Origin of the sequence: Amycolatopsis orientalis DSM 43388, assembly GCF_000411975.1 — a bacterium.
GTDB lineage: Bacteria > Actinomycetota > Actinomycetes > Mycobacteriales > Pseudonocardiaceae > Amycolatopsis > Amycolatopsis orientalis_D.
On the sequence record NZ_ASXG01000079.1, the window covers coordinates 29,308 to 44,187 of the forward strand.

The following is a 14,880-nucleotide window of genomic DNA, read 5'->3' on the forward strand; positions in this document are numbered from 1 at the left end:
ATGACCATCGCCCTCGGGCCGCTGCGGATCGACCCGGTGACCGAACTGGATCATTGGCCCTTCGCCCCGGCCGAGCTGTTCCCGGCGGTCACGCCGGAAGAACTGGCAGACCACCGCGGCGACCTCGACCTGTCGATCACCACGTACCTGGTGCGCACGCCGGACCAGACCGTGCTCCTCGACGCCGGGAACGGCAACGCCAAGGAACGCCCGGTTCTGCTGGCGCACCACCAGTTCGACACGCCGTACCTGGACCGGCTGGCCGCGGCCGGCGTCGTGCCGGAGGAGGTCGACGTCGTCGTGGCGACCCACCTGCACCCGGACCACTGCGGCGGTTTCACCCAGCTGGTCGACGGTTGGTGGGATCCGACCTTCCCGCGCGCCCGGTACCTGATTCCGGGCGAGGAATACGCCTGGCTCGAAGCAGTGCACGCGTCGGCCCCGGAAGACGGGGTTGCGGCCGACCTGGCGCGGACGTTCGAAGACAGCGTCCTGCCGGTGGTCGAGGCAGGCCTGGTCGAACTGATCGACCTGCCGTATGAGGTAGCGGAGGGCATCACCCTGCGCGCCCTGCCCGGGCACACCACCGGCCACCTGATCGCCGAGCTCAGCGGCGGAGGTCAACACGCATTGGTGAGCGGGGATGTGCTGCACCATCCGTTCCAGTTCGCCAACCTGACCCTGGCCCAAGGCGGCGATGCGGATCCCGCCGCCGCCGCGGAGTCCCGGCGGACGCTGTGCGAACTGGCCGTCGAACGGGACGCCCTAGTCCTGCCCGCGCACTTCGGGCCCGGACGCATCGACCGAGACGGCGACGGTTTCCGCTACCGCCCGGTGCAGTTGGGAGCCGCCTGACCACTAAATCGCGGGCCGATGTCGATTCCGCGGCTGCCCGTTCGACGCATGGGCATGACTGACTACGAACCGACCACGACCCGCAACCTCGACCGCTACGGGAACGCCCCGCTGCCATGGAGCCGTGCCCGCGACGCCTTGGCGACCGACACCCCGACCGCCGACTTGACGTTCTTCGTCGCGACCGTCCGCCCAAACGGACGCCCACACTCGGCGGGCGTGGGTGCGGTCTGGACAGACGGTGCGCTGTACTTCGTCGGCGGACCGGGCACCAGGCGTTCCCGCAACCTCGCGGCGAACCCGGCGTGCAGCATTTCGGTCCGCCTCCGCGGCTTGGACCTGACCCTGGAGGGCGACACCCACCGAGTCACCGACGCCGACACCGTGGCCCGCCTGGCCGAGGTCTACCGCTCCGGCGGCTGGCCAGCAACAGCGGACGGCGATGCTTTGACGGCGCCGTTCAGTGCTCCGAGCGCTGGTCCGCCGCCGTGGTATCTGTATCGGCTTAGTCTGCGACGTGCGGTGGGAGTGGCTTCGGCGGAGCCGCATGGGGCGACGTGCTGGGAGTTCGCTGGGTCTTGAACGCGGTGGTTTCGCGGTCCGGGCCCGGCTTACGGGTGCCGACACCGCGGCACGTCTAGCTGAGGCCTACCGGTCCGGCGGCTGGCCAGCAACGGCGGACGGCGATGCTTTGGCGGCCCCGTTCAGTGCCCCGAGTGCTGGCCTGCCGCCGTGGCATCTGTATCGGCTTAGTCTGCGACGTGCGGTGGGAGTGGCGTCGGCGGAGCCGCATGGGGCGACGTGCTGGGAGTTCGCTGGGTCTTGAACGCGGTGGTTTCGCCGTCCGGGCCCGGCTTACGGGTGCCGACACCATGGCACGTCTAGCTGAGGCCTACCGGTCCGGCGGCTGGCCAGCAACGGCGGACGGCGATGCTTTGACGGCGCCGTTCAGTGCTCCGAGTGCTGGCCTGCCGCCGTGGCATCTGTACCGGCTTAGTCTGCGACGGGCGGCGGGAGTCGCTTCGGGGGAACCTCGCTTGACTACGGTGGTTCGCAGTCCGGGCGGCGGCCCGGGTGCTGATCGTCGTCAGGACCGCACGGCGACCCTGGTCGGAATTCGCTACGAGGGCCACGGTCCGGGCGAAGCACTGTTGGTCGCCTCGCGAACTTCCGAACCCGCTGCAGCCTTGCATAGACGTCTAGAACTTGTGCTTCTTCGTGCCATCAAGCAAAACTGGTCGGCGGCGCGAGGCCAACTACTTCTACGACACGGGACGAGGTCCCGTGTCGTAGAAGTAGTTACCGTCGTTGGAGTCTTGAGCAATTCCGGACGTTGTCGCGACAACCTCCGGGAATGCTGGGCTCCCGCAGTCGTGAGCGGCGGCGAAGCTGCTCGAGTACCTAGTCGCGCCAGCGCGTCCGGGCGCTGTCCAGGTCGGCGAGGCGGTTGAGCTCGGCCGCCGGGGTTTTCCTGTCGTGGAGCACGTTAAACGGGTGGCGCCCAGCGGCGATCGCGTTCACCACTTCCCAGGTGGTGTTCGCGATGCGTGCGTATGCCTCGTCGTCGAGGTCGGGCAGCTGGATGGTGATCCTGCGAGGCAGTGCGGTCACGAGTGTTGTGCTCCAGTTCCGTGCGGTGGCGGGTCTTTTTCCGGCTTCGGCCGTCAGGCTGCTGGCCAGAGGAGGGGAACGGCGGTCCAGGCCGTCCAGCCGATCAGCGCGGTCCAGCCGGCGATCCAGGCGAACGCGGGGATCCCGCTGGCTTCGGCCAGGCCGGCGGCGTCATCGGTCTGGCCGTGGTAGCCGGTGCGGATCCGGTTCGCCACGAGTGCCGCCACGCCGCCGAGTTCGCTGGTGAGCAGCAGCCAGGCCTCGAGGTAGGCGAGGGTGTTCTGCAGCCAGCCCGGTCCCCACTGCAAGGTCGCGAATGCCGCCGCGCCCAGGGCCACCACGATGCCGAAGGTGAGCAGGTCCCGTGTCACCAGCAGGACCAGCGCCATGGCAAGCACAGCCAGCGCGAGCACGGCGGGCGCGAGTCCCCGGTGCAGCAGCGCGGCCGCGCCGAGGCCCGCCAGCGGTGGCATCGCATAGCCGGCGAACAGGGTTGGCACCCGCGACCAGCGCGAGGTGTACCAGGTGCGGGTGAGCCCGGTGTCGGCGCTGGTGACCTCGATCCGGAACACGCCGCCGCCGGTCACGATGCTCAGCAACGCGTGCCCGCCCTCGTGGAACACCGTCCCCAGTGCGTTCGCCCGGGTCAGCGGCCGCCACCGCGCGGGCCCGGCCAACATCAGCGCGAACGTCGCCGCCGACACCGCGGCCGCGAACACCCCGGCCGCCAGCACCAGCCCGACCCCGGGCGGCGCGATCTGCCGGTTGAGGACGCCGAACACGCCTCCGCCGTCGGCGGTCGCCAGCACAGTCGCGGGCATCGTCGGTTCTCCTCCCCAGGGAACAACGGGCTACACCACGATTACACAGGGGCACGACAGTTTCGACCCTGTTTGTGTCGGCGGTGCGGTGTGGCTCGGTTCACGGCGGGGTTCAGAAGAGCCGCAGTTGGGCCGCGCCGGGGTCGCGCCGTTGCTGGATTCCACCGCAGCGGCCGCAGGTCACCTCGTCGTCGGTGGGTTGCAGGCCGCGGGGGTCCCAGCCGTTCAGGCCGGCTCCGCACGCGGGGAGCCACTCGCCGGTGAGCAGGTGCACCGTGCCGGACGGCGCGCGTCCGCGCGCGTCCGCGACGGCGGGTCGTCCCGGTCCCGGCGGTCCGCCTGATCCGGGGTGCTCGCCGGGCCGGTGGTGGGTCAGGCGGCGCCGGAACGCTCCGAGCGGATCCCGGGCCGGGAGCGCGAACAAAGCCGGCGGGTCGTCCATGACGTCCACGATCTCAGCGGTCCGTGGACGCGCGGGACCGCCATTCCGGTGCCCCGAAGCGCATCTCGCCTGACAGCGAACCGCCGTCGCATCGGTCCTTGTGCGTGGGGGCCGGTCTAATGGCGAACCGCACGAGTTCTGGTGCGTGCAGGGCGGGTGGGCTGGTCGAACAGCGAACCGTATGAGTCCTGGTGCGTGCAGGGGGTGGACCGGTCGAATGAAGCCGACGAGGTCATCAGCGTGGTGGATGCTCGGGCACCGCGGTCTGGCCCGGGCACCGGGGGAGATCGCCGAGGAGTCGAGCGGCGGAAGGCCGACGACCGGGAGCCCGGGGCAGCCGCCGGGGCTGGAGGCGGAGAGGACCGGACGCGGTGCGAGGTCGGCCGGGCGTGCGTCGATGCTGGTGTGCGCGGTGCGCGTGCAGATCGCCGAACAGGAATGGTCCGGGCCGAAAACCAGCCGTCCGCACCCAAGAGCCTGCCCAGAGGAAACCGCGATTCCCATTCAGCACCGGCGGCCCCACGCCGTTACTATCCGCACATGGTGTGGGTGCGGACGCTGCTGACGACGTTCGTGATACTCGCCGTCGCCTGGTCCGGGGTGGCGCTGACGGTATTCCACCACAGCGGCGGGACGCAGCTGGTCTGGCTCAGCGCCGCGCTGATTGTCGTGCTTCCCGCGGTCCTGGGGCGCAGCGGCATCTTCGTCGTGCTGAACCTTTTCGTCGCCGGCCTGCATCTCGTGATGATCTTCATGACCGGACCGTCCTTGGTCGACGGCTACGTGCTCGAGACGCGGGGCGTGCCGATGCGGGCGAGCGCGACCGGCTACACCGACCACTGGACCGCGGTGCAATTCACGCCGCCGGACAAATACACGAAGAACGCGCTGGTCGTCGTCACTCCGGACGGGCAACGCGGCCTGGTGGCGGTGGAACACGACAAGCCGGGCAGCACCGTGTCGGTAGTGGTGGACCCGAAGAAAGCGGTCGACCTGCACCGGCCGGACGAGGTCGGCTTCGGCGTCGGGATCGCCTTCGGGATTGTCGACGCGCTGATGGTTCTCGGCTGGAATTTCCACGCCGCCCGTTCGGGGGCGAAGAGCCGCCTGCGCCGCGCCGAGCAGGCGTCCGCCGCGACATAGGCTGCCGGGAACTGGCGGACGCTGAGCCGGCGGGCGGTCACTCCCGTTCGTCCGGGCCTTCCCACTGCAGCAGCAGCTTCCGCAGGTCGTCGTTCATCCGGTCCTGCTCCGCGTGCGGCAGAACGCGCAGCAGCCGGGCCTCGGTCTGCGTCTTCATCCCGAACACCTCCTGCGCCCGCGCCAGGCCCTCCTCGGTCAGGCTCACCAGGATCTGCCGCCGGTCTCCGGGGTCGATGTCGCGGCGGACCCAGCCTTTGCGTTCCAGTCCGGCGACGCGCTTGGTCACTCCGCCGGACGTCAGGCGCATGCTGTCCAGCAGCTGCCCGGCCGAAAGACGGTACGGGGGACCGGCTCGTTTGAGCGCGCCCAGCAGTTCCACTTCCCACAACCCGACCCCGAAGGCGTCGAATTCGCGGCGCAGTTCCGTTTCCAGCAGGCGGGCGGCGCGCAGCAGGCGGAAGCTCAGCGCCTTGCTCACCCGGTCTTCCGCGCGCACGCCGGTGATCTGCGCCATGACTCCGTCGACGTGGTCCCGCTCCGCTGGCATGGGCGAGTATTCTAACACCAGTAATTATCTTACCGGTCTCGAATCAGGACGGTCCGTGCACGCTTCTCCTTCCCCCGAGCCCGATCCGCAGCGCTGGCGCGCCTTGTGGGTGTGCCTGATCGCCGGGTTCATGACGCTGCTCGACGTCAGCATCGTCAACGTCGCGCTGCCCTCGATGGAGCACGGGATCGGCGCGACGCCCGCGGACGTCTCGTGGGTCGTGTCGGGTTACGCGCTCACGTTCGGTCTCGCGCTGGTGCCGTCGGGGCGGCTCGGCGACGACTACGGCCGCCGCCGGATGTTTCTGCTCGGGCTGGCGTTGTTCGTCGCGACCAGCGTGCTGTGCGGGGCGGCGCCGAACGCGACGTGGCTCGTGGCCGCCCGGCTGGGGCAGGGCGTCGCGGGCGGGTTGCTGAACCCGCAGATCATCGGCCTGATGCAGCAGCTGTTCTCCGGCCGCGAGCGCGGCAAGGCGTTCGGCGCGTTCGGGGCGACGGTCGGGCTCTCCACCGCGATCGGGCCGGTGCTGGGCGGGCTGCTGATCCAGGGCATCGGCGTCGACCAGGGCTGGCGCTGGGTGTTCTACGTCAACCTGCCGATCGGCGTTCTCGCGATCCTGTTCGGCCTGCGGCTGCTGCCGAAGGACGCGCGCAGCGGCCGCAAGCGGACGCCGGACCTGGCCGGCAGCTTGCTGCTCGGCGTGGCGGTCGTGCTGGTGATGCTGCCGCTGATCGAGGAAGAGGAACAGGCGACCTCGCCGCGCTGGTGGCTGATGGGCGTCGCGGCCGGGTTGCTCGTGCTGTTCGTGCTGTGGGAGCGCTGGCTCGGCAAGCGCGGCAAGCATCCGCTGGTGAACCTGAAGCTGCTGACCGTGCGCAGCTACTCGATGGGTTCCGCGCTCGGCATGGTCTATTTCGCCGGGTTCACCGGGATTTTCCTGGTCCTGACGCTCTTTTTCCAGCAGGGCCTCGGCTACACGGCGCTGCAGGCCGGCGCGGCGATGCTCGCGTTCGCGATCGGCTCGGCGATTTCGCCGACCATCGGCGGGCGGCTCGTGCACCGGTTCGGCAGGCCGATGGTCGTCCTCGGGACGCTGCTCGTGGCGATCGGGCTCGCCGCGACCGCGTGGCTCGTCCGCGACTACTCCGGCGCGAACACCGCGTTCGTGCTGGCCGGGCCGTTGTTCGTCGGCGGGTTCGGCAGCGGGCTGGTGATCTCGCCGAACTCGACGCTCGCCCTGGAGGAAGTCCCGCCCGCGGAAGGCGGCACCGCGGCCGGCGTGCTGCAGACCGGGCAGCGGATCGGCTCGGCGGTCGGCACCGCGCTCGGCGGGTCGCTGTTCTTCGGCGAACTCGGCCGTTCGCACGGGGACTACCACTCCGCGACCGCGCTCGGGCTGATCGGCTCGACCGCGCTGGTCGGGCTCGCGCTGCTGTTCGGCGTCGTCGACGTGCTGCTGTCCCGGACGCGAAAAGGCCGTCGCACCACCGAAACCAAGCCGCCCGCGGCGATCTCCGGTGCGGTGCGCGGCCTGACTCCGGGCGAAACCGCCTCGGTGTCGCTGACGTCCCTGGACACCCACGAAGTGCGCCGCACCACCACCGGCGCGGACCGCACTTTCGCCCTGGACGCCCCGGCGGGCAGCTATCTGCTGCTGGTCCAGGCAGGCGGCCGGGAACCGGCGGCCCGTCATGTCCAGGTGGGTGCCGAACCGGTCCGCGAGGACGTCGAACTGGCGCGGTCGGTCCGGCTCACCGGCACTGTGCACGCGGTCCGCGGCCCGTTCCCGGGCGCCCAGGTCGCGGTGCTGGACGCCGAGGGACAGGTCCAGCGGGTGACCGTCACGGACGAGGCCGGTCACTACGCCGTCGACGACCTGTTCCCCGGCGAGTACACCGTCGTCGTGACCGGATACCAGCCGGTCGCGGAGCCGGTGCAGCTGACGGCCGAGGGGCCGGCCCGCTTCGACCCGTTGCTGCGCTTGGTTTCCGCGGACAAGTCCTAGTCGGAGACGAGGGCGAGGACCGCCAGCGCCTGGTCCCGCATCGCCACGTCCAGGAACGTCCCGTCGGCGAGCGCGATCGCGCCCACCCCGGCCTCGGTGGCACCGTCCATTCGGGACAGCAGCTCCCGCGCCCGGGCGACCTCCTCGGCCGTCGGCAGGAAAGCCGCGCGGATCGTCGGCAGCTGCCCGGGATGGATCGCGGTCCGGCCGCGGAATCCGAGCGCTCGCCCGGCCCGGCAGCTTTCCGCCAGCCCGTCGAGGTCGCGGACGTTCGCGTACACCGACATCGCCGGCGGGGGCAGCCGGGCGGCACGGGCGGCGTTCACGATCCGGCTGCGCGCCCAGGTGAGCCCCGCTTCGTCGGCGAGCCGCAGGTCGGACCGCAGATCCGCCTCGCCCAGCCCGAGCGACGCCGTCCGCGGGGAGGCGAGCGCGATCTCCAACGCCCGCTCCACCCCGAGCGCCGACTCGATCAGCGGGTGCAATTCCCGTCCCGGCAAAGCCTCGGCGTGCGACCGGACGTCGAGCGAACTCTCGACCTTCGGCAGCCGCGCGCCCACCCACGCCGGCAACTCGGCGACTGCGGCCACGTCTGCCGCGTGCCAGGGCGTGTCCGGGTGGTTGATGCGCACCTGCACTGGCCGCGATTCGGGCACGTCGGCCAGCAGCCGGACGGCGTTGTCCCGGGCGGCGTCTTTGCGTGCGGGCGCGACGGCGTCTTCGAGGTCGACCAGCACGACATCGGCGTCCGAATCGAGCGCTTTGGCGACGCGGTCGGGCCGGTCGGCCGGGACATACAGCAGGGTCAGCGCGGGCGTCATACCGCTCCCTCCGCACGCAGCTCGGCGATCCGCGCCGGGGTGAAGCCGAGCGAGCCGAGGACCTCGTCGGTGTCCGCGCCGTGCGGGCGTCCGGTGAAGCCGATGACCCCGTCGTTGTCGGACAGCCGGAACAGCGGTCCTTGCATCAACGTCGTGCCCAGCTCCGGATCGTCGATCTCGTGGATCGTGCCCAGCGCGCGGAACTGCGGGTCCGCGACGATGTCGGCGGCGTCGTAGATCGGCGCGACCGCGGCCTGCGCCTCCTCGAACGCGGCCACGACCTCGTCGCGGGTGTGCTGCGCGATCCAGCCGCCGACGGCCTCGTCCAGTTCGTCCGCGTGCGCCGCCCGGTCCGCGCCGGAGGCGAACCACGGTTCGTCGGCCAGTTCCGGACGGCCGACCAGCCGCACCACGCGTTCCGCGATCGACTGCGCCGACGTGGACACCGCCACCCACTGCCCGTCGCTCGTGCGGTAGGTGTTGCGCGGCGCGTTGTTCGCGGAACGGTTGCCGGTGCGCGGCTGGACCGTGCCGAGCTGGTCCCACCGCGTGATCTGCGGCCCGAGCATGGCGAGAATCGGCTCGATGATCGCGACGTCCACGACCTGGCCGCGCCCGCCGGCGGTTCGCCCGGCGAGCGCGACCATGATCGCGTACGCGGTGGCCAGCGACGCGACGCCGTCGGCGAGTCCGAACGGCGGCAGCGTCGGCGGGCCGTCCGGTTCGCCGGTGGCCGCGGCGAACCCGCTCATCGCCTCGGCGAGCGTGCCGAAGCCGGGGCGCGGGGAGTACGGGCCGAACTGGCCGAATCCGGTCACCCGCGCGAGAACCAGCCCTGGATTGCGCGCGGACAGCTCGTCGTACCCGAGTCCCCAGCGTTCGAGCGTGCCCGGCCGGAAGTTCTCGATCACCACGTCCGCGGTCTCCGCGAGCGCCAGGAACACCTCGCGCCCGCCGTCGCTGCCCAGGTTCGCGGTGACGGTGCGCTTGTTGCGGCCCAACGTCTTCCACCACAGGTTGACGTCCCCCTTGGCCACCCCGTGCGTGCGCGAGGGGTCCGGCCGTGACGGATGCTCGACCTTGATCACCTCGGCGCCCATGTCGCCGAGGTGCATCGCGGCCATCGGCCCGGCGAACAACGTCGACGCGTCCACCACCCGCAGCCCGGCCAGCGCTCCGGCGGAAGCATCCCTCGACACGGTCATCGCGGCACGTCCCAAGCACAGCGGAAGCCGACGGTCGCGCCCCGCGCCAGCCCGAATCCCGGCAGCAGCAGCTTCACGCTGTAGTCCGGCGCGTGCCGCCCGCCCTCGACGTACCACTCGGAACCCTCGGCGCGGTAATCGCTGCCGCCCTTGAGCATCACGAACCTGGTCCTCCCGTCGGAGTGCTCGCTTTCGGTCCAGTTCCACACCGCGGGCGTCCCGCGCCGCAGCTCGCCGGTCTCCCCGGCGAGCTGCCATTCGTCCTCGGTCGGCAGCCGGCCGCCGCGCCACGCGCAGTACGCCCGGGCGTCGTCGAGGTCCACAAAGGTCACCGGCTCGTCCTCGGCGGGAGGCCGGCCGTCGACCCAGTGCGCGAGGAACCGATGCGGCTCGACCGGCTGGTATCCAGTAGCCGCAAGGAATTCCGCGAACTCGCCGTTCGTCACCTCAGTCGTGGCGACCGCGACCGGCGACGCCAGCGAACCGTCGCGCTGCAGGGTGCGCGCGTCGTGCAGCCGAGGCGGCAGCGGCTTCCACTCGTCCACATACGGCGCGCCCTGGTACATCCCGGTCTCGCGCCCGCGATACCGAACCGTCAGCACATACGGCCCGGCAGGCACCTCAACCACGTCCGTGAAGGGCTCCTTGAGGGAATCAGATTCCCTCAAGGAGCCCTTCACGGACGTCGGGCCGGGCTGGAGGCGAACTGCGAGCCGGTGCGGGAAGCGGGCATCGACATCGTGGGGGAGGGTCGCCACCCGAGACAGCCACGACGGCTCCGCCGCACCGTCCGCGACCCGCAGCAACGCCGAAATCCCGCGTGCCGGCACCCGTCCGTCGGCGAACAGATCGATCACCGGACCGTCCACCACCGGACCGAGATAATCCGAGTCGCCGCGGTTCACGACCGTCCACAGGGTCCAGTCGCCGAGTTCCCAGCGCGAGGCGTAAACCCCGGCCGCCTCGGCTTCCGGCGCCAACGGAGCCAACGGCGTCCACTCGCCGTCGCGCAGCAGGTCACCGGCCGCGCGCTGCACCGACACCATCCGGCGCACCGTCGCGGCGTCTCGCTGCGACCAGCCGACCCACACGCCGAACACGACTTCCCACACCATCACACCGACGCCGTTCAGCCACGCCGACTGCAGTTCTTCGGTGTGGTCGCGGTGCCACCGCCGGACGTGGTGCTGCATGTGCCGCCGCTCGTACCAGTGGGAACGCAGCACGCCCGGCACCGGCGAATCGGCGAAGAACTGCGCCCACGACGCCGAATGGTCCTCGATCCGCTCGACCGGCAGCTTCGACTCGCCCTCCAGCACGACCCCGGGCCGCGCGCGTTCGAGCTGCTCGACCAGCGCCGGATCCGCCTTCTTCAGCGTGTCCAGGAAGACGCCGTCCGCACCGAAATCGGCGAGCACGGCAGAGAGCTCCGTGGCGTCGTCCTCGGCCCGGCGCGTGCCGACGTCCCACGGGTTGTAGTCCACGAACACCCGCACGCCCGCCGAATGGAACACCTCGACCAGTTCCCGGAGCCCGGGCACGTCGCGGTAGAAATCCCACTGGTTGCGGTCGTCGAGGCCGATCACCGGGTACGCGTGCCACAGCACGACCGCGTCGAGCCCGCCGAACCGCTGGTGCGCGTCGGCGAGGAACCGTTCCGGGGTGAACCGGTGCTCCTCGAACGAATACAGCAACTCGTCCCAGAGCCAGACCTGCGCGACGGTGTGGCATCCGGCGGCCCAGGCGGCCTCCGGCCGGTCGTAGGCGCGGCCGTGATAGCGGTGCCGCTGCTGCGCGTCGGCTCGCCATCGCCGCAGCCGCGCCCGCCATTCCGCGCGGTCGGCGGGGTCCGCCGGGCCGGCGAAGATCTTGGCCTCGTCCAGCGCGACGAGCTGCTCGGGGGAGAGCGGCGCGCTGAGCGGGACCTCGGTCGGCCGGTCGATCGGGCGCGGGACGAGCGGGTCGAACACGTACGTCATCGGGCGTTTCCTCCGGTCCCGGACTCAGCGAACTCGGCGACCTCCGCGGCGGTCGGCACCGCGGACTGCGCGCCGGGCCGGGTGACCGCGAGCGCGGCGGCGGCCCCGGCGCGTTCGGCGGCTTCCCGGAGCGAACGACCGTCGGCGAGCGCCGCCGCGAGGACACCGCAGAACGTGTCCCCGGCACCGGTCGTGTCCACTGGGGACACCCGGAACCCGGGCAGCTGCACGATTTCCTGCTCCGCGACGACGCAACCGGCCGCGCCGAGCGTGATCACCACCGCGGATGCGCGTCGTCGCAGGATCCGGGCCAGTTCCTCCGGCGTCCCCGGCGTTCCGGCCAGGTCGGCGGCTTCGTGCTCGTTGACGACCAGCACGTCCAGATCGAGGTCCGGCAGCGGCCGGGACGGCGCGGCATTGAGCACCATCCGCGCACCGGAGCGCCGGGCCGCCGCGGCAGCGGTCACCGCGTCGAGCGGGATCTCCAGCTGTGCCAGCACCACGTCCGCTGTCGCGACCCGGCCGAGCTGCTCGTCGGAAAGAGCGAGCCGCGAGTTGGCCCCGGGCGCGACCACAATGGAGTTCTCGCCGTCCGGCGACACCATGATGAACGCGGTCCCGGTGGCACTTTCCACACGCGACACCAGATCGGTCCGAACCCCGGCCTTCGCCAACGACGCCAGCAGAAAGTCCGCGCCGTCGTCCGCGCCGAACGCGCCGAGGAACGTCGTCTCCGCCCCGCCGGCGAGCGTCGCGGCCACTGCCTGATTGGCCCCCTTGCCACCCGGACTCCGCCGGACATCGCCGCCGAGCACGGTCTCGCCCCCGTGCGGCTGCCGCGGAACGTCGACCACGAGATCGACGTTCGCCGACCCGACAACGACAACTCGGCCGGTCATCGCGCCACCCCGGCTGTCCGCGCCGCGAGGCCGGTGATCCGCTGCTCGCCACCGGGCAACGAGGTCGCGATCCGGTTGTCGAGCGGTTTCGTCCACTGCTCGCCGATCCCGTCCGTCCCCGCCAGCGCACCGACCACCCCGCCGACCGTCGCGGCCGCGGAGTCGGTGTCCCAGCCAGCCGTGACAGCCAGCGAGATGCTCTGCCCGAAGTCGCCATCGCCGCGAGTCAGGGCATACGCGATCACCGCGGCGTTGTTCAGCACGTGCACCCAATGCAGGTCGCCGTACCGCGCGTGGATCCGATCGAGCCCGTCCTCGTGCGCAGCGGCTTCCCGCCCAAACCGCACCGCCGCGGCCAATCTGCTTTCGGGCGGCAGCACGGTTTCCGCCGCATTGAGAACACTGTGGACGGAGTCGCAGACCATCGCCGCCGACGCGAGAGCTGCCGCCCACATCGCGCCGTAGATGCCGTTCCGGGTGTGGCTGAGCCGCGCGTCGACCCACGCGAGCCGCGCAGCTCCGCGGACATCACCGGGGGAGACCCAGCCGAAGACGTCGGTCCGGATCAACGCGCCGATCCATTCGCGGAACGGGTTGAGGTGCGTCGCGGTCTCCGGCACCGGCCGCGCGTCCAGCAGGTTCCGGTACGCCGCACGCTCGGCGGTGAACACCCGCCCGGCCGGAAGCTGCTCCAGCCAGAGCTGCGCGACGTCGTCGGTGGCGAACTCGCGGCCGTGCCGTTCCAGCAGCGTCAGCGCGAGGATCGGGTAGTTGAGGTCGTCGTCCTCCGGCATCCCGGAGATGTTCTCCTCCAAGGAAGTCGGGGCCGACCGCCGGTTCCAGGGCCATCGCGCGGCGACCTCGTCCGGCAGCCCGACCGCGGTGAACCACCGGTCCAGCGGCCAGCGTCCGGTCGCGCGCAGGATCTCCTCGATGCCCTCGCGCGGGATCTTCTCGACCGGTTTCCCGAGCAGGCACCCCGCCGCCCGGCCGGTCCACGCGCCGAGCGCGCGGTCCGCGGCGGGCCGGGGGAGGACCGGCGCGGCCGGAAGCAGCGCGACGATCTCGTCCCACTCGTCCGGCTCGTGCGGCGCGGCCGGGCCGGGGAGCGCGGCCAGTTCGTCCAGCAGCGTCCGGGCCAGCGCCCGCAACGCCGGGGGCGCCGGCCGCGGTCCTGCCCCGCTCACGGCAGGGACCGGATCGCCGCCGGCGGCGACCCAGCGCTCCCGCACCGAGGTGACGTCCTTGCCCTCCGCGGCGGACTGGACGAACTCGTGCGCGAGCAGGTCTTCCGGCTGAGCCCAGGTCAGCCTCATGCCGCGGCCAGCGCGTCGAGAGCGGCGAGCCGTGCCTGGGCGCGCGCCCGGTCGGCCTGCACGATGTCCGCCGCGGCGGAGGCGAGCAGCCGCCCGGTCTCGCGCAGATCCATCTTGCTGGCCTCGCCGATCGGATCGATCCACTCGTCCGGCACCGAAGCGGACCCGCCGAGCCCGGCGCAGAGCGCACCCGCCATCGACGCGATCGAATCCGCGTCCCGGCCGTAGTTCACCGAGGCCAGCACCGCGCCGCGGTAGTCGCCCTGATGGCCGAGCACGAAGCCGAGCGCGGCAGGCAGTTCCTCGATCGCCTTGGTCCGCGACGGCCGCCGCGCGTCCATCGACATCTGCCGGTACTCCGGCCCGACCGAATCGAACGGTGCGACCACCTCGCGGATCTTCCGCGCCAGCGCACGCTCCTCGTCGTCGGTCTCGGGCGCGGCGTTCCACCCCTGGAACGCTTCGGCAACCGCCTGCAGCGCCGCCGAGGTCCCGTCGTGCGAAACCGCGAGCGCGGCCTGCACGATGTCGTCCAGCCCCGCACCCGGCGCGACCGCAGCGGCGACCATCGCGGCCAGCACCCCGGCGGCCTCCCGGCCGTAGCTCGACTGATGCGGTGCGGTCAGGTCGATCGCCTCGGCGTAGGCGGCCCGCGGATCGCCCGGGTTCACCACGCCGACCGGCGCGATGTACATCGCCGCACCGCAGTTCACGATGTTGCCGACGCCCGCCTCGCGCGGGTCCGCGTGCCCGTAGTGCAGCTTCGCGACGATCCACTTCTCGGCGAGGAACACCCGCTGCAGCAGCAGGGCCGTCGACTCCAGCTCCGGCACCCAGCGCGGTTCGCCGATCATCAGCGGCACCAGGTCCTCGGCCATCGCGTACGCGTCGAGGTGCGCGCGGCGCTTCGCGTACACCTCCACGATCGCGCGGGTCATCAAGGTGTCGTCGGTGATGTGCCCGTCGCCCTTGTGGTACGGCGCGATCGGGCGCGCGTCCCGCCAGTTCGGGTACCACGGCGGGACGATCCCGGTCACCCGGCCGCCGTGGCGCTCCTCGATCTGCTCGGGCGTCCACCCTTCGGTCGCGCCGCCGAGCGCGTCCCCCACCGCCGCGCCGGTGATCACTGCCACCGCGCGGTCCTCCAGCCAGGTCACCGGCTTGTCCCTTCGTTCCCCGGCGCGGGCATGCCGCCCGCGCCTGTTGTGCGCGCCGGGGCCGGAGCGGCGCCCGGCC

14 protein-coding genes are annotated in these 14,880 nt (G+C 71.7%); 4 read left to right on the forward strand and 10 right to left on the reverse strand.

Going from position 1 to position 14,880, the window contains the following annotated elements; translation table 11 throughout:
• Positions 1 to 855, forward strand: coding sequence for an MBL fold metallo-hydrolase (locus tag L942_RS15775; RefSeq protein WP_037360795.1), 855 nt, complete (start codon positions 1 to 3; stop codon positions 853 to 855).
• A 54-nt stretch (positions 856 to 909) separates the two neighbouring features.
• Complete coding sequence (locus L942_RS15780) at positions 910 to 1,437, forward strand: pyridoxamine 5'-phosphate oxidase family protein (protein ID WP_037361036.1); 528 nt, start codon at positions 910 to 912, stop codon at positions 1,435 to 1,437.
• Between the two features lie 819 nt (positions 1,438 to 2,256).
• On the opposite strand, the gene L942_RS15785 is transcribed toward L942_RS15780, so the two are convergent.
• From L942_RS15785 to L942_RS15795, 3 genes are all read right to left on the reverse strand, one after another.
• Positions 2,257 to 2,466, reverse strand: a complete 210-nt coding sequence (locus tag L942_RS15785) for a hypothetical protein (RefSeq protein WP_037360798.1) — start codon at positions 2,464 to 2,466, stop codon at positions 2,257 to 2,259.
• Between the two features lie 53 nt (positions 2,467 to 2,519).
• The gene (locus tag L942_RS15790; RefSeq protein ID WP_051166008.1) at positions 2,520 to 3,287 is read right to left on the reverse strand and encodes a M50 family metallopeptidase; all 768 of its coding nucleotides are present in this window, start codon (positions 3,285 to 3,287) and stop codon (positions 2,520 to 2,522) included.
• Positions 3,288 to 3,399: 112 nt separating this feature from the next.
• On the reverse strand, positions 3,400 to 3,729 hold the full coding sequence (locus L942_RS15795; protein ID WP_158684475.1) for a hypothetical protein: 330 nt from the start codon (positions 3,727 to 3,729) through the stop codon (positions 3,400 to 3,402).
• A 540-nt stretch (positions 3,730 to 4,269) separates the two neighbouring features.
• Here L942_RS15795 and L942_RS15800 point away from each other — a divergent pair.
• A complete protein-coding gene (locus tag L942_RS15800; RefSeq protein WP_037360803.1) occupies positions 4,270 to 4,872 on the forward strand; it encodes a hypothetical protein in 603 nt (200 codons plus the stop codon).
• Positions 4,873 to 4,909: 37 nt separating this feature from the next.
• Here L942_RS15800 and L942_RS15805 read toward each other — a convergent pair whose 3' ends face one another.
• A complete protein-coding gene (locus L942_RS15805; protein ID WP_037360805.1) occupies positions 4,910 to 5,419 on the reverse strand; it encodes a MarR family winged helix-turn-helix transcriptional regulator in 510 nt (169 codons plus the stop codon).
• A gap of 55 nt (positions 5,420 to 5,474) precedes the next feature.
• On the opposite strand from L942_RS15805, the gene L942_RS15810 reads away from it, so the two are divergent.
• The gene (locus L942_RS15810) at positions 5,475 to 7,424 is read left to right on the forward strand and encodes an MFS transporter (protein WP_037360806.1); all 1,950 of its coding nucleotides are present in this window, start codon (positions 5,475 to 5,477) and stop codon (positions 7,422 to 7,424) included.
• Here the strand turns inward: L942_RS15810 and L942_RS15815 are convergent.
• Genes L942_RS15815 through L942_RS15840 form a run of 6 tightly spaced genes read right to left on the reverse strand, consistent with a single transcriptional unit; the run spans position 7,421 to position 14,801 of the window.
• A complete protein-coding gene (locus L942_RS15815; protein ID WP_037360809.1) occupies positions 7,421 to 8,245 on the reverse strand; it encodes an HpcH/HpaI aldolase/citrate lyase family protein in 825 nt (274 codons plus the stop codon). The genes L942_RS15810 and L942_RS15815 overlap by 4 nt on opposite strands.
• Positions 8,242 to 9,450, reverse strand: coding sequence for a CaiB/BaiF CoA transferase family protein (locus tag L942_RS15820; RefSeq protein WP_037360811.1), 1,209 nt, complete (start codon positions 9,448 to 9,450; stop codon positions 8,242 to 8,244). The genes L942_RS15815 and L942_RS15820 overlap by 4 nt, the downstream gene beginning before the upstream one ends.
• Complete coding sequence (locus tag L942_RS15825; protein ID WP_037360818.1) at positions 9,447 to 11,429, reverse strand: SUMF1/EgtB/PvdO family nonheme iron enzyme; 1,983 nt, start codon at positions 11,427 to 11,429, stop codon at positions 9,447 to 9,449. The genes L942_RS15820 and L942_RS15825 overlap by 4 nt, the downstream gene beginning before the upstream one ends.
• Complete coding sequence (locus L942_RS15830; RefSeq protein WP_037360821.1) at positions 11,426 to 12,328, reverse strand: ribokinase; 903 nt, start codon at positions 12,326 to 12,328, stop codon at positions 11,426 to 11,428. Before L942_RS15830 ends, L942_RS15825 begins: the two co-directional genes overlap by 4 nt.
• Positions 12,325 to 13,644 carry an ADP-ribosylglycohydrolase family protein gene (locus L942_RS15835; protein ID WP_037360824.1) on the reverse strand — a complete coding sequence of 440 codons (1,320 nt, stop codon included), beginning with the start codon at positions 13,642 to 13,644 and terminating at the stop codon, positions 12,325 to 12,327. Before L942_RS15835 ends, L942_RS15830 begins: the two co-directional genes overlap by 4 nt.
• Entirely contained in the window at positions 13,641 to 14,801 is a 1,161-nt protein-coding gene (locus L942_RS15840; protein ID WP_037360827.1) for an ADP-ribosylglycohydrolase family protein, read from the reverse strand. Before L942_RS15840 ends, L942_RS15835 begins: the two co-directional genes overlap by 4 nt.
• Between the last annotated feature and the right edge of the window lie 79 nt (positions 14,802 to 14,880).